Source organism: Nitrobacter sp. TKz-YC02 (assembly GCF_049852135.1).
In the GTDB taxonomy this organism is placed as follows: domain Bacteria; phylum Pseudomonadota; class Alphaproteobacteria; order Rhizobiales; family Xanthobacteraceae; genus Nitrobacter; species Nitrobacter vulgaris.
In genome coordinates, this window is record NZ_CP180728.1 from 1,956,875 (window position 1) to 1,971,864 (window position 14,990).

The 14,990-nt window shown below is 61.2% G+C and carries 14 protein-coding genes; 4 read left to right on the forward strand and 10 right to left on the reverse strand.

Going from position 1 to position 14,990, the window contains the following annotated elements:
* The first annotated feature begins 47 nt into the window (after positions 1–47).
* Together trmFO and ACM561_RS09230 are read left to right on the forward strand one after the other, a co-directional pair.
* A complete protein-coding gene (trmFO, locus tag ACM561_RS09225; protein ID WP_425904581.1) occupies positions 48–1,481 on the forward strand; it encodes a methylenetetrahydrofolate--tRNA-(uracil(54)-C(5))-methyltransferase (FADH(2)-oxidizing) TrmFO in 1,434 nt (477 codons plus the stop codon).
* Positions 1,482–1,509: 28 nt separating this feature from the next.
* Positions 1,510–2,610: a serine/threonine protein kinase gene (locus ACM561_RS09230; protein ID WP_425904583.1), complete on the forward strand. Its 1,101-nt coding sequence runs from the start codon at positions 1,510–1,512 to the stop codon at positions 2,608–2,610.
* Positions 2,611–2,616: 6 nt separating this feature from the next.
* Here ACM561_RS09230 and ACM561_RS09235 read toward each other — a convergent pair whose 3' ends face one another.
* The 5 genes from ACM561_RS09235 to yajC form a co-directional block, all read right to left on the reverse strand.
* Positions 2,617–3,477, reverse strand: coding sequence for a phytoene/squalene synthase family protein (locus ACM561_RS09235; protein ID WP_425904585.1), 861 nt, complete (start codon positions 3,475–3,477; stop codon positions 2,617–2,619).
* Between the two features lie 211 nt (positions 3,478–3,688).
* On the reverse strand, positions 3,689–4,075 hold the full coding sequence (locus tag ACM561_RS09240; RefSeq protein WP_425904587.1) for an Mth938-like domain-containing protein: 387 nt from the start codon (positions 4,073–4,075) through the stop codon (positions 3,689–3,691).
* Complete coding sequence (gene secF, locus ACM561_RS09245) at positions 4,072–5,094, reverse strand: protein translocase subunit SecF (protein WP_425904588.1); 1,023 nt, start codon at positions 5,092–5,094, stop codon at positions 4,072–4,074. The genes ACM561_RS09240 and secF overlap by 4 nt, the downstream gene beginning before the upstream one ends.
* 16 nt (positions 5,095–5,110) lie before the next feature.
* On the reverse strand, positions 5,111–6,712 hold the full coding sequence (secD, locus tag ACM561_RS09250; protein WP_425904590.1) for a protein translocase subunit SecD: 1,602 nt from the start codon (positions 6,710–6,712) through the stop codon (positions 5,111–5,113).
* Positions 6,713–6,754: 42 nt separating this feature from the next.
* The gene (yajC, locus tag ACM561_RS09255; RefSeq protein ID WP_079446897.1) at positions 6,755–7,156 is read right to left on the reverse strand and encodes a preprotein translocase subunit YajC; all 402 of its coding nucleotides are present in this window, start codon (positions 7,154–7,156) and stop codon (positions 6,755–6,757) included.
* A gap of 187 nt (positions 7,157–7,343) precedes the next feature.
* Here yajC and ACM561_RS09260 point away from each other — a divergent pair, with 187 nt between their 5' ends.
* Positions 7,344–8,315, forward strand: coding sequence for an ATP-binding protein (locus tag ACM561_RS09260; RefSeq protein WP_425904592.1), 972 nt, complete (start codon positions 7,344–7,346; stop codon positions 8,313–8,315).
* A gap of 16 nt (positions 8,316–8,331) precedes the next feature.
* On the opposite strand, the gene chrA is transcribed toward ACM561_RS09260, so the two are convergent.
* From chrA to ACM561_RS09275, 3 genes are all read right to left on the reverse strand, one after another.
* On the reverse strand, positions 8,332–9,525 hold the full coding sequence (gene chrA / locus ACM561_RS09265) for a chromate efflux transporter (protein WP_425904594.1): 1,194 nt from the start codon (positions 9,523–9,525) through the stop codon (positions 8,332–8,334).
* A 156-nt stretch (positions 9,526–9,681) separates the two neighbouring features.
* Positions 9,682–11,001 (reverse strand): peptidoglycan DD-metalloendopeptidase family protein, encoded by a 1,320-nt coding sequence (locus tag ACM561_RS09270; protein WP_425904595.1) that lies wholly within the window; start codon positions 10,999–11,001, stop codon positions 9,682–9,684.
* A gap of 142 nt (positions 11,002–11,143) precedes the next feature.
* A complete protein-coding gene (locus ACM561_RS09275) occupies positions 11,144–11,797 on the reverse strand; it encodes a protein-L-isoaspartate(D-aspartate) O-methyltransferase (protein WP_425904596.1) in 654 nt (217 codons plus the stop codon).
* A gap of 226 nt (positions 11,798–12,023) precedes the next feature.
* On the opposite strand from ACM561_RS09275, the gene ACM561_RS09280 reads away from it, so the two are divergent.
* A complete protein-coding gene (locus tag ACM561_RS09280; RefSeq protein ID WP_425909695.1) occupies positions 12,024–12,404 on the forward strand; it encodes a response regulator in 381 nt (126 codons plus the stop codon).
* A gap of 76 nt (positions 12,405–12,480) precedes the next feature.
* Here ACM561_RS09280 and surE read toward each other — a convergent pair whose 3' ends face one another.
* Together surE and serS are read right to left on the reverse strand one after the other, a co-directional pair.
* The gene (gene surE / locus ACM561_RS09285) at positions 12,481–13,248 is read right to left on the reverse strand and encodes a 5'/3'-nucleotidase SurE (protein ID WP_425909697.1); all 768 of its coding nucleotides are present in this window, start codon (positions 13,246–13,248) and stop codon (positions 12,481–12,483) included.
* A 220-nt stretch (positions 13,249–13,468) separates the two neighbouring features.
* A complete protein-coding gene (gene serS, locus ACM561_RS09290; protein ID WP_425904597.1) occupies positions 13,469–14,962 on the reverse strand; it encodes a serine--tRNA ligase in 1,494 nt (497 codons plus the stop codon).
* Between the last annotated feature and the right edge of the window lie 28 nt (positions 14,963–14,990).

Consider the following 14,990-nt stretch of genomic DNA (forward strand, 5'->3'; position numbering starts at 1 on the left):
GCGCTAACGCGTTCCTTTTGACTTGAAAACGCGCTACCCCTCGTCCCATGACACAGTTTGAATCCTCCCGCGCTACGGTCCATATCGTCGGCGCCGGCCTGGCAGGTTCGGAAGCAGCTTGGCAGGTCGCGAGTCAGGGCGTTCGAGTGATACTGCACGAGATGCGACCGCACCGAATGACCGCGGCGCACCGGACCGACGGGCTGGCAGAGCTGGTCTGTTCAAATTCGTTCCGATCCGATGATGCTTCCAATAATGCGGTCGGACTCTTACATGCCGAGATGCGCCGGCTAGGGTCGCTGATCATGCGCTGCGCCGATGCTAATCAGGTTCCGGCAGGCGGAGCGCTCGCAGTGGATCGCGATGGCTTTTCCGCTGCGGTCACCGAAGCTCTTGACTCCCATCCGCTGATCGAGATCGACCGTGCCGAAATCGATGGCTTGCCGCCCGTGGACTGGAGCAACGTCATCGTCGCCACGGGTCCCCTCACCTCGGCCCCTCTCGCCGCCGCGATCCGCGCATTGACCGACGAATCCGCGCTCGCCTTTTTCGACGCCATCGCGCCAATCGTTCATCGCGGCTCCATCGATATGTCGAAAGCCTGGTTCCAGTCTCGTTATGACAAGGCTGGTCCGGGCGGCAGCGGCGCCGATTACATCAATTGTCCGCTGACCGAAGCGCAGTATCACGCCTTTGTGGACGCGCTGATTGAGGGCGAGAAGGTAGACTTCAAAGACTGGGAAACCGACACCCCCTACTTCGACGGCTGCCTGCCGATCGAGGTCATGGCCGAACGCGGCCGCGAAACTCTGCGCTACGGTCCGATGAAGCCGGTAGGCCTTACCAACCCGCACGATCCCACCACCAAGCCCTACGCCGTCGTCCAGTTGCGCCAGGACAACAGACTGGGCACCCTTTACAATATCGTTGGCTTTCAGACCAAACTGAAACATGGCGCGCAGACTCGCATCTTCCGTACCATTCCCGGTCTTGAAGGCGCGGAGTTTGCCCGCCTCGGCGGCTTGCATCGCAACACATTTCTGAACTCGCCGAAGCTCCTTGACACCCAGCTACGGCTGCGTGCCGAACCACGGCTGCGCTTTGCGGGTCAAATGACCGGATGCGAGGGTTATGTGGAATCCGCCGCTATCGGACTGATAGCCGGACTCTATGCCGCTGCGGATGCACGGACACACACGTTTGAGGCCCCGCCGCAGACGACGGCGTTGGGCGCGCTGCTCGGCCACATCACGGGCGGCCACATCGAGACCATTGACGCTGGACCCCGCTCTTTCCAGCCGATGAATATCAATTTCGGATTGTTTCCGCCGCTCGTTAATCCACCAAACAAAAAATCGGACGGCACGCGCCTGCGTGGCAACGAAAAGGCAATCGCAAAAAAACAGGCGATCTGCGCGCGCGCGCTGTCGGACCTCGATCGCTGGATCGCGAATGCACTTCGTCCGGCAGCCGCGGCATAGGTTCAACACGCCATCTCCAGGATCATTCATGTCACTTCCAAAGCAGGACGCAGCATTCCTGTCCACGAGCTGGACTGAAGGAGTCCTGCTGAAGCGCGACGTGTTTTCGACCGTGGAGCGCGGGCGGCTTCGGACAGCCTCCGGCGAGATCAACGCGGTGCTGCGGCGTCTCGATCAGGTGCCCTGGTGGTCGCACCTTGTGGCAAGGCATTTGTTCGAGCGGGAACGTAAGGCGCTGACGCTCGCTCGCGATCTCGGCGTCGGCCCAAAACTTTTGTGGAGCGGCCGCAGCGCATTGGTGAGAGACTTCATCGATGGCGTGGCGCTGCATCTCGCAAGACCCCACGGTGACTTATCCTACTTCCGATCGGCCAAGGCAGCGCTGCGCAAGTTGCATCGCGCCGGCATATGCCACAATGATCTTGCCAAGGAACAGAACTGGCTGCGCGGCAACGAAGGCAACGCCTATCTGACGGACTTTCAGCTCGCCGCGTGCTTCAAACGGCGATCACGCCTGTTTCGCATCGCGGCTTACGAAGACCTGCGGCACCTTCTCAAACACAAACGCACCTATGCGCCCGACGCCCTGACGCCACGCGAGCGTAAGTTACTTGAGCGAAAGTCGGTCATTGCGCGCATTTGGCTGATGACCGGCAAAAAGGTCTACCAAGCCATCACGCGCGGCCTGTTCAGTTTCACCGACCGCGAAGGCGGGGGCCGACGTCTCGTCAACGATGCTCCTGTGCTGGTCGCTCGCATCAGGGAGAATCCTGCGGTGCGTGATGCCGCCATCGTTGCCTTCGCGGACCGCCGCAGCGGTGTCGGACTTTACGCCTTTGTCGAGGCAGACCTGCCCGAACTCGAAGCGCGGTTGCATTCTACGCTCGCCGCTGCAAACGAGCCGAAACCTCCCGAGCACATCCAGGTCGTTTCGCGCCTTCCACGCGGTGCCGGCGGCAAAGTGCGTACCGAAATCCTGCAACTCATCGCAATGAACCAGATCGATCTAATTGAGCCGTTGATCACTAGTCCGGAAGATCGTGAATTCTTCCGCGATATTCTGGGTAGCCGGAAAAACCTTCGAGACCGCTTCAACTTCGAATCGACCGACCGAGCGCTGCCGTCCTGACCTCGTTCAACCGCGAAACGGCCGAGTGCGCGATGCCCGCCACATGGTCCACAGGATACGCAGCCGCGATACGGGCCGCGCCGAAAAGGGATTGATGTCAGGGCCGATGACATCATTCAGTGCGCGGCGCACAATCACCAATGGAAGATAGACACCGCGAGACTGCGGCGGCAGGTTGGGCAGCAGACTCAGCGCCACCTCCAGATGCGATCGTGCTTCATCGGCCAGTTCGCCAATGGCCGTGCGAAGTGAAGGCGTGTCCCGGCCCGCGAATATCTGTTCCAGATCGACGCCGTGCTGCTCCAGCAACGGCAGCGGCACATACGACTGCCGCCGCGAAGCGTCAAAACCGAATTTCGCGATAACCCGCGCCCTACCGCCCGCGAGACCAGCGTGCCGCGCCAGATGGTCCGTCTCGTCCGATCGGTGTCCGACGACGCGCGAGGCGAGCGAAAACAGCGCGCACGATGTATCGCCGAGGTATCGTTCTAATGCTGTTATGTCCGGCATCGGATCGTTGTAGAGATCGAACTGATGCGCTTCGATCAGTCGCGACAACAGCTCGACCGGCAGATCATGATCCCGGATCGCCAGCAGAAGTTCTGCCGCGACTGGATTACCTTCAACGCCGCCATGTCCAGCGCCGCTAACCATATCGATCCACCATTGCAGGCGGATTTCGCCCGGCAACGGCTGGGTGATCTGCTCTCGTACCCTGACGATCTCCACGTTGAAAGCATAGAGAGCCAGCAGAGCACGACGACACCGGAGGGGCGCGAACAAAGTCGTCGCATAGTTGTCGAAGTCATGAGTTCGCACGAGTTCCGCGCAAAACGCCGCGGACGTGTTCTCCGTTGTACCGTTCATGACACCACAATCATGCGCGCTAGAGTATTTCACCTATAGGGAGCTCATCGACATGACGCTTGCCACTATACGGCATCAGCGCCGTCAGGCGCTGCCGATGGCGGGAGGAAATCATGGAACGGCTATCAGCGCCGTCAGGCGCTGCCTCGTCCTCGCGTTTGTCATGGAACGGCTATCAGCGCCGTCAGGCGCTGCCTCGTCCTCGCGTTTGTCATGGAACGGCTATCAGCGCCGCCGCGACCCTGCGCCGTTCGCCCAGCATGATGTTGTAAGTCCGGATCGCCGGTCCCGTGAGCATGGTGTCCACTCCGATGTTAACGCGGCGCAGGGCTGTGCGCAGCTCGGTGGGAACAAGCCAGACCTCTGTCCCGGTACCGATTAACAGCGTATCGATTAGAGGCGAGCCCGCAAACACACGCGCCAGCGCATGACGGTCGATGTCATCCGCGCGCGTTACGGGCCACGCCCAGACGCCGTCCGGCAGGCAAAGCAGCGAACCGCGATGCGACATGGTGTCGAAGCGAAAGCCGCCGTTGCCATAAGCCTCGATGACGGCCGGCCGCGGAAGATGCGGCACGCCCGGCAGGTCGGCACTCACGGCTTTGCTGGCTTCTGCGATTTAGCCGGCTTCTCCTCGACATCGGCACGGCTCTCGCCGACGCCAAGGTAGATCAAAATCGGAGCCGCGATAAAAATTGAGGTGTAGGTGCCGACCAGCACCACGCCGAAGGTCATCACCGCGGTGAAGCTGTGGATGGCCGGCCCGCCGAACAGCAGCAAAGCGACCAGCGCCAGGGTCACCGTGACGTGAGTGATGATCGAGCGCGAAAGCGTCGAGTTGATGGACGCGTTGAGCAGTTCGGGCATCGGCATTTTCTTATAACGCCGCAGCATCTCGCGGATCCGGTCGTAAATAACGACGGTGTCGTTGAGCGAGTAGCCGAGAATTGTCAAAAGCGCCGCGATGCTGGTGAGGTCGAAGTCGACCTGCGAAATCGACATAAAGCCGATGGTCAGCACGATGTCATGGACGTTCGCGACCATGGCTCCGAGCGCAAACTGCCACTCAAACCGGAACCAGAGATACATCAGGATGCCGAGGATCGCCAGCATCAGGCCGATCATGCCGTAGGCAAGGAGTTCGCCGGACACGCGCGGCCCAACCACCTCGACCCTGCGATAGTTGACGCTGTCGCCCAGCGCGCCGCGCACCTTCTGGACCGCAGCCTGCTGTGCGGCGTCTCCGCCCGGCTGCTCGGCGACGCGGATCAGAACTTCCGTCGGGCCGCCGAACTGTTGAAGCTGGACATCGCCGAGGCCGAGGCCGTTCAGCGTCGAGCGCATCGCCGCGATGTCAACCTCGCCCGACTTGGCTTGCACCTCGAGCAGCGTGCCGCCCTTGAAGTCGATGCCGAAATTCAAGCCATGCGTGAAGAACAACGTGATCGCGACGATCGAAAGCACGGCGGAAATCGGAAAGCTGATGCGGCGGAAGCGCGTGAAATCGAAACGCGTGTCGTCCGGAACGATCCGCAGCGAAGGCAGCAGGCCGAAGCAACTGACGATGGTCAGTACGACGATGAGGGCACCGAGCCCGAGTAAAATCCATTGGGTCACAGCCGGCTCCGGGTCATCAGATCGGCACGGTTTGCGGTCGCTTCCAGCGCACCCAGGTCGCGACGATCAGCCGGGTCACCTCGAATGCAGTGAACACCGTTGTAATGATGCCGATGCCGAGCGTTACGGCGAACCCGCGCACCGGGCCGGTGCCGATATAAAACAACACGGCGGCAGCGATGAACGTCGTGATGTTGGAATCCAGAATCGTTGCCAGCGCCCGCTTGAAGCCGGCGTCGATGGCCGAAATAGCAGTACGACCGCCCCGGATTTCTTCACGGATGCGTTCATAGATCAACACATTGGAATCGACCGCGATGCCCACCGTCAGCACGATGCCGGCAATGCCGGGCAGCGTCAGTGTTGCGTTCAGCAACGATAGCACGCCGAAGATCATGGCGACGTTGATGGCAACGGCGATGTTGGCAAATACCCCGAACAGCCGATAAGTCAGCAGCATAAACAGGATCACCATGATCGATCCGACATAGGCCGCGAGTTCGCCCTTTTCGATCGAATCCTGTCCGAGGCCGGGTCCGACGGTGCGCTCCTCGATGATTGTCAGCGGTGCCGGCAACGCACCGGCACGCAGCAGGATCGCAAGATCGTTGGCCTCCTGCACAGTGAAATTCCCGGAAATCTGACCGGAGCCGCCGGTGATCGGTTCGCGGATGACCGGCGCCGAAATCACCTCATTGTCGAGGATGATGGCGAACGGCTGTCCGACGTTTTCGGTCGTCGCCTGGGCGAATTTTCGCGCGCCGTTGCTGTTGAAGCGGAAAGTCACGATCGGCTCGCTGGTACGCGAATCGAATCCTGGCTGAGCATCGGTCAAATCGCCGCCAGAGACGAGCACCTGCTTCTTGACGACATAAGGCGTCTTGGGCGCCTGCGAACTCATCAACACGTCGGAATCGGCAGGCACCCGGCCCTGCACGGCCTGATCAGGAGAAACGCTCGAATCGACCATGCGGAAGTCCATCTTGGCGGTCTTGCCGAGGATTTCCTTCAGCCGCGTTGGGTCCTGCAACCCCGGCACCTGTACCAAAATGCGGTCGGCACCCTGACGCTGGATCAGGGGTTCGACGGTGCCGAGTTCGTTGACGCGCTTCTCGATGATCTGAATCGACTGTTCAACCGACTGGCGGATGCGGTCAGTGATGGCAGCCTGCGGCACCGTCAGGCGAACCAACCCGCCGTCCGCGCTGCTGACTTCGAGGCTACGCTGGCCGTTCGAGCCGAGCAGACCTCCAAGCGGCTGCGATAACTCACGCAACTTGCCGAGCGCGGTCTGGAATTCCTCCTCTTTGCTGATACGGACCTCGACGGCGCCATTCTTGGCGGCAAGGCCGGTATAAGCGATCCGTGCGTCGCGTAGCGTCTTGCGGGCGTCATCGCGAACCTGATCAAGTTTCTCTTTTTTGACGTAGTTGGAATCGACCTCAAGCAGCAGATATGAACCGCCCTGAAGATCAAGTCCGAGCACGATGTGGCGTTGCGCCCATTTCGGCCATGTCTTGACCTGTGCCTCGGGAAAAAAGTTAGGCACGGCGCACAGGCAGATCGCGAGAGCGGTCATGATGATCGCCAGCGCCTTCCACCGTGTAAAATACAACATCGAGATAACTCGTCAGATTCGAGGAATGATCGCCTGGACCACCTAGCTCGCCGCGGCGTCGTCCTTGGAGCCATCCCCTTTAGCGGCGCCCTTTGCCGACTCACCTTTCGTCGGCTCGCCCTTGGCCGGCTCGCCCTTGGCGCGGACAATCGAAATCATCTGCCGCATCTGCCGCACCCGGACGCCGTCCGCTATCTCGAACTCGATCTGGTCGTCATCCACCACTTTGGTGACCTTTCCGACGAGACCGCTTGACGTGATGACGGTGTCACCTCGACGGATATTTTTCACCAATTCGTTGTGCTCTTTCGCCTTCTTTTGCTGGGGCCGGATGATCAGAAAATACATAATGATGAAGATCAGCGCGAAGGGCAGCAGCGACATCAACAAGTTGTTGGTGTCGGTGGCGCCGGCGGCCTGGGCAAAGGCAGGGGTAATAAACATTCGGGCTATTCCTTGGGAGCAAACCGGCACGAGCACAGAGTCAGGCCGATCAAGGGCAAATTCGCGCGGACTATAGCGGCCACGGTCCCAATTGCAACGCCACCAGACCCTTGATCGGGCCTCATTATTCCGCTGCTTGCAGGAGCCAGGTCACCTCGCTAAGGGTGCGCGCTCAGGAAAGGCAAAGATGGCGAAAAAGTCTCGGAAAACAAGCCTTCGAAAGACCCCTCTTAAGGCACCAGGAGATCACTCCGGTCGTCGGGGGAGCGCGACAAAAGGTCGGAAAGCGGCCGTTGCGTCCGATGCCGCGGACCGGATCGCCCGTGCTCTCGAAGTGATCGCCGACGCCACGACTGCCGCCACTGAACGGACCGACAATCACGCTGCCATGAAACGCGCCGACGCCTTCGTCTGGCATCCTGACGGACGATTGATGCCGGTTTCGCGAGTCAGCCGCGTCGATCTTGGCCTGCTCAAGAGCATCGACCGAGTGCGCGATATCCTGATGGAGAACACTGTTCGCTTTGCCAAGGGCCTGCCAGCGAACAATGCCCTGCTCTGGGGAGCGCGCGGCATGGGCAAGTCGTCGCTGGTGAAGGCGGCACATGCCAGTGTCAATGCCGAAGTCGGCGGCCTGCTCAAGCTGATCGAAATTCACCGCGAGGACATCGAAAGCCTCCCCGGCCTGATGGAACTGCTTCGCTCATCCGAGTTTCGTTTCATCGTATTTTGCGACGACCTCTCGTTTGACGGCAATGACGCTTCGTACAAGTCGCTAAAGGCCGCGCTCGAGGGCGGTATCGAAGGACGCCCCGGCAACGTCATCCTGTACGCGACATCAAACCGTCGTCACCTGCTGTCGCGCGACATGATCGAGAACGAGCGATCGACCGCGATCAATCCCGGCGAGGCCGTCGAGGAAAAGGTCTCACTATCTGACCGCTTCGGCCTTTGGCTCGGCTTTCATCAATGTAGCCAGGATGACTATCTCGCGATGGTGCACGGATATTGCTCCCACTTCGGCATCAAGCTCGACGATACTGAACTGAAACGGGAGGCGCTGGAATGGTCGACCACGCGCGGCTCGCGCTCCGGCCGCGTTGCCTGGCAATTTACGCAGGAGCTCGCAGGCCGGCTTGGCGTGCGGATCGCGACGTAATCGACCTGCCGCAAATTCACAGCGCCGCCAGCAGCTCCGCGCAGACGGCGCAACCGACAACGACCAGCCAGGGCGGCGTTCGCCACACGAGCAACAACACAAAGGCAACCACAGCCAGCCCGAAGTCTCCCTTGGACAGGATGCCCGAGGTCCAGACTGGATTGTAAAAGGCGGCCAGCAAAAGGCCTACGACCGCGGCGTTGATGCCGCGCAGCATCGCCCTCGTCGCGGTCCGCCGCCGCAATCCGTCCCAGAACGGCATCACGCCGATGACGAGCAGGAAGGACGGCAGGAAGATCGCAACAAGACACAGCGCAGCCGTTTTCCAGCCGCCGATCGTCGCGCCGAGATAGGCGGAAAACGTGAAAAGCGGCCCCGGCACGGCTTGCGCAGCGCCATAGCCCGCCAGGAACGCATCGTTACTTACCCATCCCGGCGGCACCACCTGCGCCTGGAGCAGCGGCAGCACCACATGTCCGCCGCCGAACACAAGCGAACCGGTGCGGAAAAAGGTATCGAAGAGCCGCAAATCCGCATTGCCTGAGACGGCCGACACGACAGGCAATCCCACGAGCAAAGTGGCGAATACCGCCAGCGCGAATACCGCAATCGCCCCGTTCGTCCGCGGTGTTGCACCGAAGTGATCCGCCGGTACGGCCTCGCACTTCAACACGGTCATGCCGGCGATCGCACCGACAACGATCGCGCCGATCTGCCCCCAGACTGAAGCGATCACCAGCGCCGTGACGGCTGCCAACGCCGCGACGCTGGCGCGCTCGCGATCGGGCGTCAGCGTTCGCGCCATGCCGAGAATCGCGAGCGCCACCACTGCGACGGCGGCCACCTTCAGGCCGTGCAGCCACCCGCTACCCAACGCGCTCCCGAACAAGGATATGCCGTAGGCGAATGTAACCAGTGCCAGAGCCGACGGCAGCGTGAACGCCGTCCACGCCGCGACCGCTCCCGCGTAACCGGCGCGCGCCAGACCGATGGCTATGCCGACCTGGCTGGATGCAGGGCCCGGCAAGAACTGACACAGCGCGACAAGATCAGCGAAGTCCTTCTCTTCAAGCCATTTCCGCTTGATCACGAATTCGTCGCGGAAGTAGCCGAGATGAGCAACGGGACCGCCGAATGCTGTCAGGCCGAGCTTCAAAAATGCCGCAAATACCTCGACCGCGCGCCCCTTCTCACGCACATCGGACGTCATGCGATAGCATCTGCCATGAGCATTGATTCCCACAAGTTCAATGGTCCCCGGCCCGACACCCTTCGTGCGCCAAATCAAAACGGAGTTGGCCGCGAAGCGAACTTCGCGGCCAACTCAGGTGTATACTACTCTAGACTAACGGAACCGCTGAAAATCTCATGCCCCATTGAGGAAGTTCAGTGGGTCAACCGGTGTCGATCCCTTTCGGATCTCAAAGTGAAGCTGCGGCGACCCCGCTTCGCCCGACTGACCTGATTTGGCAATGACCTGTCCGCGCTTGATAGAATCTCCGCGCTTCACCAGCACATCACTCGCGTGGGCATATGCGGTCACGTATCCGTTGGAGTGCCGAACCAGGACCAGGTTGCCATAGCCCTTAAGTTCGTTGCCGGCATAAGCAACGACGCCATCCTCGGCAGCCTTTACCGGTGTGCCCTCGGGTACGGCGACGTTGATGCCGTCATTGGATTTACCGTTGGTCCGGGCGCCATAGGCCGTGATCACGCGGCCACGCACCGGCCAGCGGAATGTCGGCAAAGCGCCGGTTGCCTCTGCGTCTTTCACCGCATGTTTGATCACGGCTGCTTCGGGTGTCGCCGTCGCAACCGCGAGGTTGACCTTCTGCACCGGACCTGCGGGCGCAGCAGCCGCGTGAACCGCCGGCATAGGCGCAGGTGTAGCAAGAGGCGCGGTCGGAACGGCAACAGGCTGCGCGGACGCCACAGCGACCTTCGTTGGCACTGTGATCTTCATGCCGGTCGTCAGTTTCGCGTCCGATTGCAATCCGTTCGCGCGAGCAAGCTCTCCGACGGAAACGTGATTGCGACGCGCGATGCTCATCAGCGTGTCGCCGCGATTGACGTAGTGGGTGCCGGACGCAGCCATAGCGACCGCAGGCTTCGCGGCCGGAGCTGTTTGGGTATCCGCCACTGACGCGCGCTTCGGAATGATCAGCCGCTGGCCAGGTTGCAACCGGCGAGGACCGTGGTAGCCGTTGGCCTTCAGGATTTCAGCAGTGGATACACCATATCGGCGCGACAATCCTTCCAGCGTATCGCTGGTGCCGACAATGATCGGGGTGCCGCCGCTATGATTCCAGCCGTCCCGCGCTGTGACAGCACTGGCGGGCTCGATCGGGTGCACGGGAGCCGCATGCGAAGCGATGCTGCGTTCATTGCCCGATGCAACCGGATAGGATTTTGGCGTCGATATCGGAGGCAGCGGTTGGGATTGGTATTGCGGGCGCGAATACTGCGGCAACTCGCTGCGTTGAATTGGAGCCACGGGAGCGGCGGGCGCCGCAGGCACCGCGCCGGTCGTGTCGCGCTGCCATCCGAAATTTGATTGCTGGGGGTCGATTTGAGCGAGGCGCGAGGACATGTCCGCGCTGCATCCGGCAAAACCGATGGACACCAGCGCCAGCACCGCTACTTGCGGTACGCGACGCGAGTAAAGCAACTCGACGACACGGGACATGTTACTCACTCATACGCAACTTGATACAAATTGAGTAAACACCCCCGGCAGTAAACAAGCCTTTAACCCTGACACGCCGCCGCCTTCAAAATTAACATCGCTGGAACAATGTGTTGCGGCAGCCGCCGGGCGGGGGGCCGGGTTAGAGTTCGCGGGCGATACCTGGCAGCGCCGGCACGAAGCGGACGTCGATCAGCTCCTTGCGGATAATTCCGGCGGCGGCACGTCGCAGGAGGATCAGTGTCTGACGTCCGTTCTGCGGACCGACAGGCGCGATCAAAAGCCCGTCGGGCTCAAGCCGGGTCGTCAGCGCCTCTGGAATCTGCTCCATTGCCGCAGTGACCATGATGCGATCGAACTGCCCTACTCCGGCAGGAATGTCGAAGCCATCCCCCAGCAGAACTTCTATATTATCGTAACTGAGTTGCTCCAGCCGGGCACGGGCGCGATCCGCGAGCACCCGATATCGTTCGATAGTCACGACCTCGCGGCAAAGGCGCGACAGAATAGCGGTCTGATAGCCTGAGCCGGTGCCGATCTCCAGCACCCGGTCATCGTCACGCAATTCCAGCCGCTCGGTCATGTAGGCCACGACGAAAGGCTGGCTGATGGTTTGCCCGCAGGCGATGCCGAGCGCGGTATCGCACCAGGCATCCTCGCGATCGTCCCGTTCGACGAAAGCATCGCGCGGGACGTTATCCATCGCGCGAAGCACGCGCTGATCGCTAATACCGCGTCGCCGCAGGTTTAGCTGAAACATCATCTTTTCGGGCGGCAAACGATCCGCGGGGGGCATGGGCGAACTCTCAAGCGCTGGCGCTTCGCCGAACGATTACCACGATAAGTTGACGCAATCTGCGCAGATCACCCGCCGGGTCAATCCGGCGGGACAAGTATTTGTTCCGGCGGAAACAGCCGGCGCGACGGCTCAGGCCGTCCTGCCCGGGCGCGACAACGGCACGGATTGCGTTCGTCCGCATAATTTGCGACCCTGCGTTGGCCGAAAGATCGAGATTTCTACCATGGTACCAACAAGGCCGCCCGGCGGCTCGGTATTCCTCGTCGAAGACGAGGTGATGATCCGCATGATGGTTGCGGATATGCTGGAGGAACTCGGCTATAGCATCGCCGCCGAAGCGGGCGACATCGAGCAAGCTCTGGAGCTCGCGCATACCACTAACTTTGACGTCGCGATTCTCGACGTCAACGTCAACGGAAAGCTGATTTCCCCTGTGGCCGAGGTTATCGCGGCCCGCAACCGGCCCTTCATCTTCGCAACGGGCTATGGCACGCAAGGGCTTCCGCCCGAATATCGCAACCGTCCATCCTTGCAGAAACCCTTCCAGATGGATGGTCTTGCCGCCGTGATCCAGCGCACGCTCAAGGGCAGTGCCGCGGCCTGAGCCAGCCGAACAAAACGGCGAACGGCTGCCTTGAAGTCGGCCGTTATTTTTGCAAGCGACAAGACACCAAGCAAGTCTACTTGAAGCGCGCCTTCAAGATCTCGCCGAACGCATCGTCGGTGCGGTCCAACCGCAGCGGTGTCACCGAAACGCATTGCGCCGCGATCGCCGCGAGATCGGTCCCCGACGCGGGTGTATCCACGGCGTCGGCCTTCTCGAATCCGATCCAGAAGTACGGATTGCCGCGGCCGTCGCGCCGTTCATGGATCTTGAGAAAACCGAGATTGCGCTTCCCCATCCGCGTCACCAGCACCCCGGCCACCTCCTCCGGCGCGCAGGCCGGAAAATTGACGTTGACCACCGTGTTCTTCGGGATGCCGATGTCGATCACCTTACGGAGGATCTGCGGCGCGAACGTAAGCGCGGTTTCCCACACCGGCCTGTCGCCGGTCTCCAGGCTGAACTCCTGCGACAGCGCGAAAGACGGTAGCCCGAGCATCGTGCCCTCGAGCGCTCCCGCGATGGTGCCGGAATACACCACGTCCTCGGCGAGGTTACGGCCGCGATTGACACCGGACAGCACAAGATCCGGACCTTTGTCGCCGAGAATGTGCCGCGATCCCATGATCACGCAATCGGTCGGCGTGCCCTTCACCGCGAAATGGCGAGGTCCGAGCTGGCGCAGCCGCAGCGGATCGTTGAGCGTCAGCGAATGCGAGACGCCGGACTGATCGTGCTCAGGTGCGACCACCCAGACATCGTCGGACAGCTCCTTTGCGATCTGCTCGATGATTTCGAGGCCCGGTGCGTGGATGCCGTCATCGTTGGTACAGAGAATCCGCATTCGTGAGAGTGCCTCTTTCGGCCGCTGCGAGAGCGCTTTCGAGCGAAGTGGATAGCGGTTCGCGTGAAGAAAACGCGTCAAATCAAAACCATAGAGCCCCGCTTCTGTTCTATCAGAAGCGGAAACGCTCTAGCCGTTCGGGGACATCTCATATCCGGCCCGGCCGAGGCTGGCAAACTCGCCGTCCAGGCTAATTCCGAAGGCAAAAGTCCCCGCGCGACTACGTGCCTTTCGCGATCACCTTCAGGCCGCCCATGTAAGGCTGCAAGACATCGGGTACGGCGATGGAGCCGTCCGCCTGCTGATAGGTTTCCATCACCGCGATCAGCGCGCGGCCGACGGCGGTGCCTGAGCCGTTGAGCGTATGCACGAAGCGCGGTTTGCCGTCGCTTGCGCGATAACGCGCGTCCATGCGCCGCGCCTGGAAATCGCCGCACACCGAGCAGGATGAAATCTCGCGGTAGGCGCCGCCCTCGCCTTGCCCCGGCATCCAGACCTCGATGTCGTAGGTCTTTTGCGAAGCGAAACCCATGTCGCCGGTGCACAGCGTCATCACGCGGTAATGCAGGTCGAGCCGGCGCAGCACTTCTTCCGCGCATGACAGCATCCGCTCATGCTCGTCTTTTGAGGTTTCCGGCGTCGTGATCGAGACCAGTTCGACCTTGGTGAATTGGTGCTGTCGGATCATGCCGCGCGTATCGCGACCGGCAGCGCCCGCTTCAGCGCGGAAACACGGCGTCAGCGCGGTGAGCCGCACCGGCAGTTCTTTTTCATCGAGGATAGATTCACGGACGAGGTTTGTGAGTGAGACTTCGGCCGTGGGGATGAGGCCAAGACGTTTTGGAAGAAGCGGCCTCTCACCTCCGATTTCCATTGTCGCGAACGTGTCTGCTATTAAAAGATAAGAAGCGGCGTTCTTTGCCACTTTTTCCACGATTGCATCCAACTCGGCACGCGTAAACGATCTTTCGCCCGGACCAAGTGTGCTCTTGGCGCCGCTGTTTATTTGCTCGTAGGTTTTTTCAAACCATTCGGGCGTCCGAGGATCAGTCCAAAACTGATCCTCCTCAAACTTCGGCAACTGCGCCGTTCCAAACATCGCGTCGTCGCGCACCAAAAGCGGCGGGTTGACCTCGGTATAGCCGTGCTCGCCGGTGTGAACGTCGAGAAAGAACTGTCCGATCGCGCGTTCGAGCCGCGCCAGCCCGCGTTTCAGTACCACGAAGCGCGCGCCCGACAATTTTGCCGCTGCCTCGAAATCCATGTCGCCGAGCGCGCCGCCAAGATCGTCGTGCGGCTTTGGCGTAAACGCATAGTCGCGCTTCTTGCCGAACACATGACGCCGCACATTGCCGTGCTCGTCCGCGCCGTCGGGCACCTCGTCGAGCGGAAGGTTCGGAATTTGCGCAAGCTCCTTGCGGAGCTCATCATCCGCCGCCTTCGCCGCCGCTTCCCTCTCGGGCATGGTGGTCTTGAGCTCGGCGACCTCCGCCATCAGCTTCGCGGCACGCGCGTCGTCCTTGGCCTTCTTGGCCTCGCCGATTTCCTTCGAAGCCGCGTTGCGGCGCGCCTGCGCCTGCTCCGACTCCAGAATTGCCGCGCGGCGTTTCTCATCGATCGCGAGCAGCGACGACGACAGCGATTCAAGCCCCCGCCGCTTCAGCGCGGCGTCGAACGCTTGCGGGTTGTCGCGGATCGCTTTGATGTCGTGCATGGAAAATCGGCCCCGGAAAAGAAAGCGG

What these genes read in the sequence shown, in the direction of transcription:
- ACM561_RS09260 (WP_425904592.1), top strand. Translation starts at nt 7,344, where the DNA reads ATGGCGAAAAAGTCTCGGAAAACAAGCCTTCGAAAGACCCCTCTTAAG.
- ACM561_RS09275 (WP_425904596.1), bottom strand. Translation starts at nt 11,797, where the DNA reads ATGCCCCCCGCGGATCGTTTGCCGCCCGAAAAGATGATGTTTCAGCTA.
- ACM561_RS09230 (WP_425904583.1), top strand. Translation starts at nt 1,510, where the DNA reads ATGTCACTTCCAAAGCAGGACGCAGCATTCCTGTCCACGAGCTGGACT.
- ACM561_RS09235 (WP_425904585.1), bottom strand. Translation starts at nt 3,477, where the DNA reads ATGAACGGTACAACGGAGAACACGTCCGCGGCGTTTTGCGCGGAACTC.
- secD (WP_425904590.1), bottom strand. Translation starts at nt 6,712, where the DNA reads ATGTTGTATTTTACACGGTGGAAGGCGCTGGCGATCATCATGACCGCT.
- trmFO (WP_425904581.1), top strand. Translation starts at nt 48, where the DNA reads ATGACACAGTTTGAATCCTCCCGCGCTACGGTCCATATCGTCGGCGCC.
- chrA (WP_425904594.1), bottom strand. Translation starts at nt 9,525, where the DNA reads ATGACGTCCGATGTGCGTGAGAAGGGGCGCGCGGTCGAGGTATTTGCG.
- ACM561_RS09270 (WP_425904595.1), bottom strand. Translation starts at nt 11,001, where the DNA reads ATGTCCCGTGTCGTCGAGTTGCTTTACTCGCGTCGCGTACCGCAAGTA.
- surE (WP_425909697.1), bottom strand. Translation starts at nt 13,248, where the DNA reads ATGCGGATTCTCTGTACCAACGATGACGGCATCCACGCACCGGGCCTC.
- serS (WP_425904597.1), bottom strand. Translation starts at nt 14,962, where the DNA reads ATGCACGACATCAAAGCGATCCGCGACAACCCGCAAGCGTTCGACGCC.
- yajC (WP_079446897.1), bottom strand. Translation starts at nt 7,156, where the DNA reads ATGTTTATTACCCCTGCCTTTGCCCAGGCCGCCGGCGCCACCGACACC.
- ACM561_RS09280 (WP_425909695.1), top strand. Translation starts at nt 12,024, where the DNA reads ATGGTACCAACAAGGCCGCCCGGCGGCTCGGTATTCCTCGTCGAAGAC.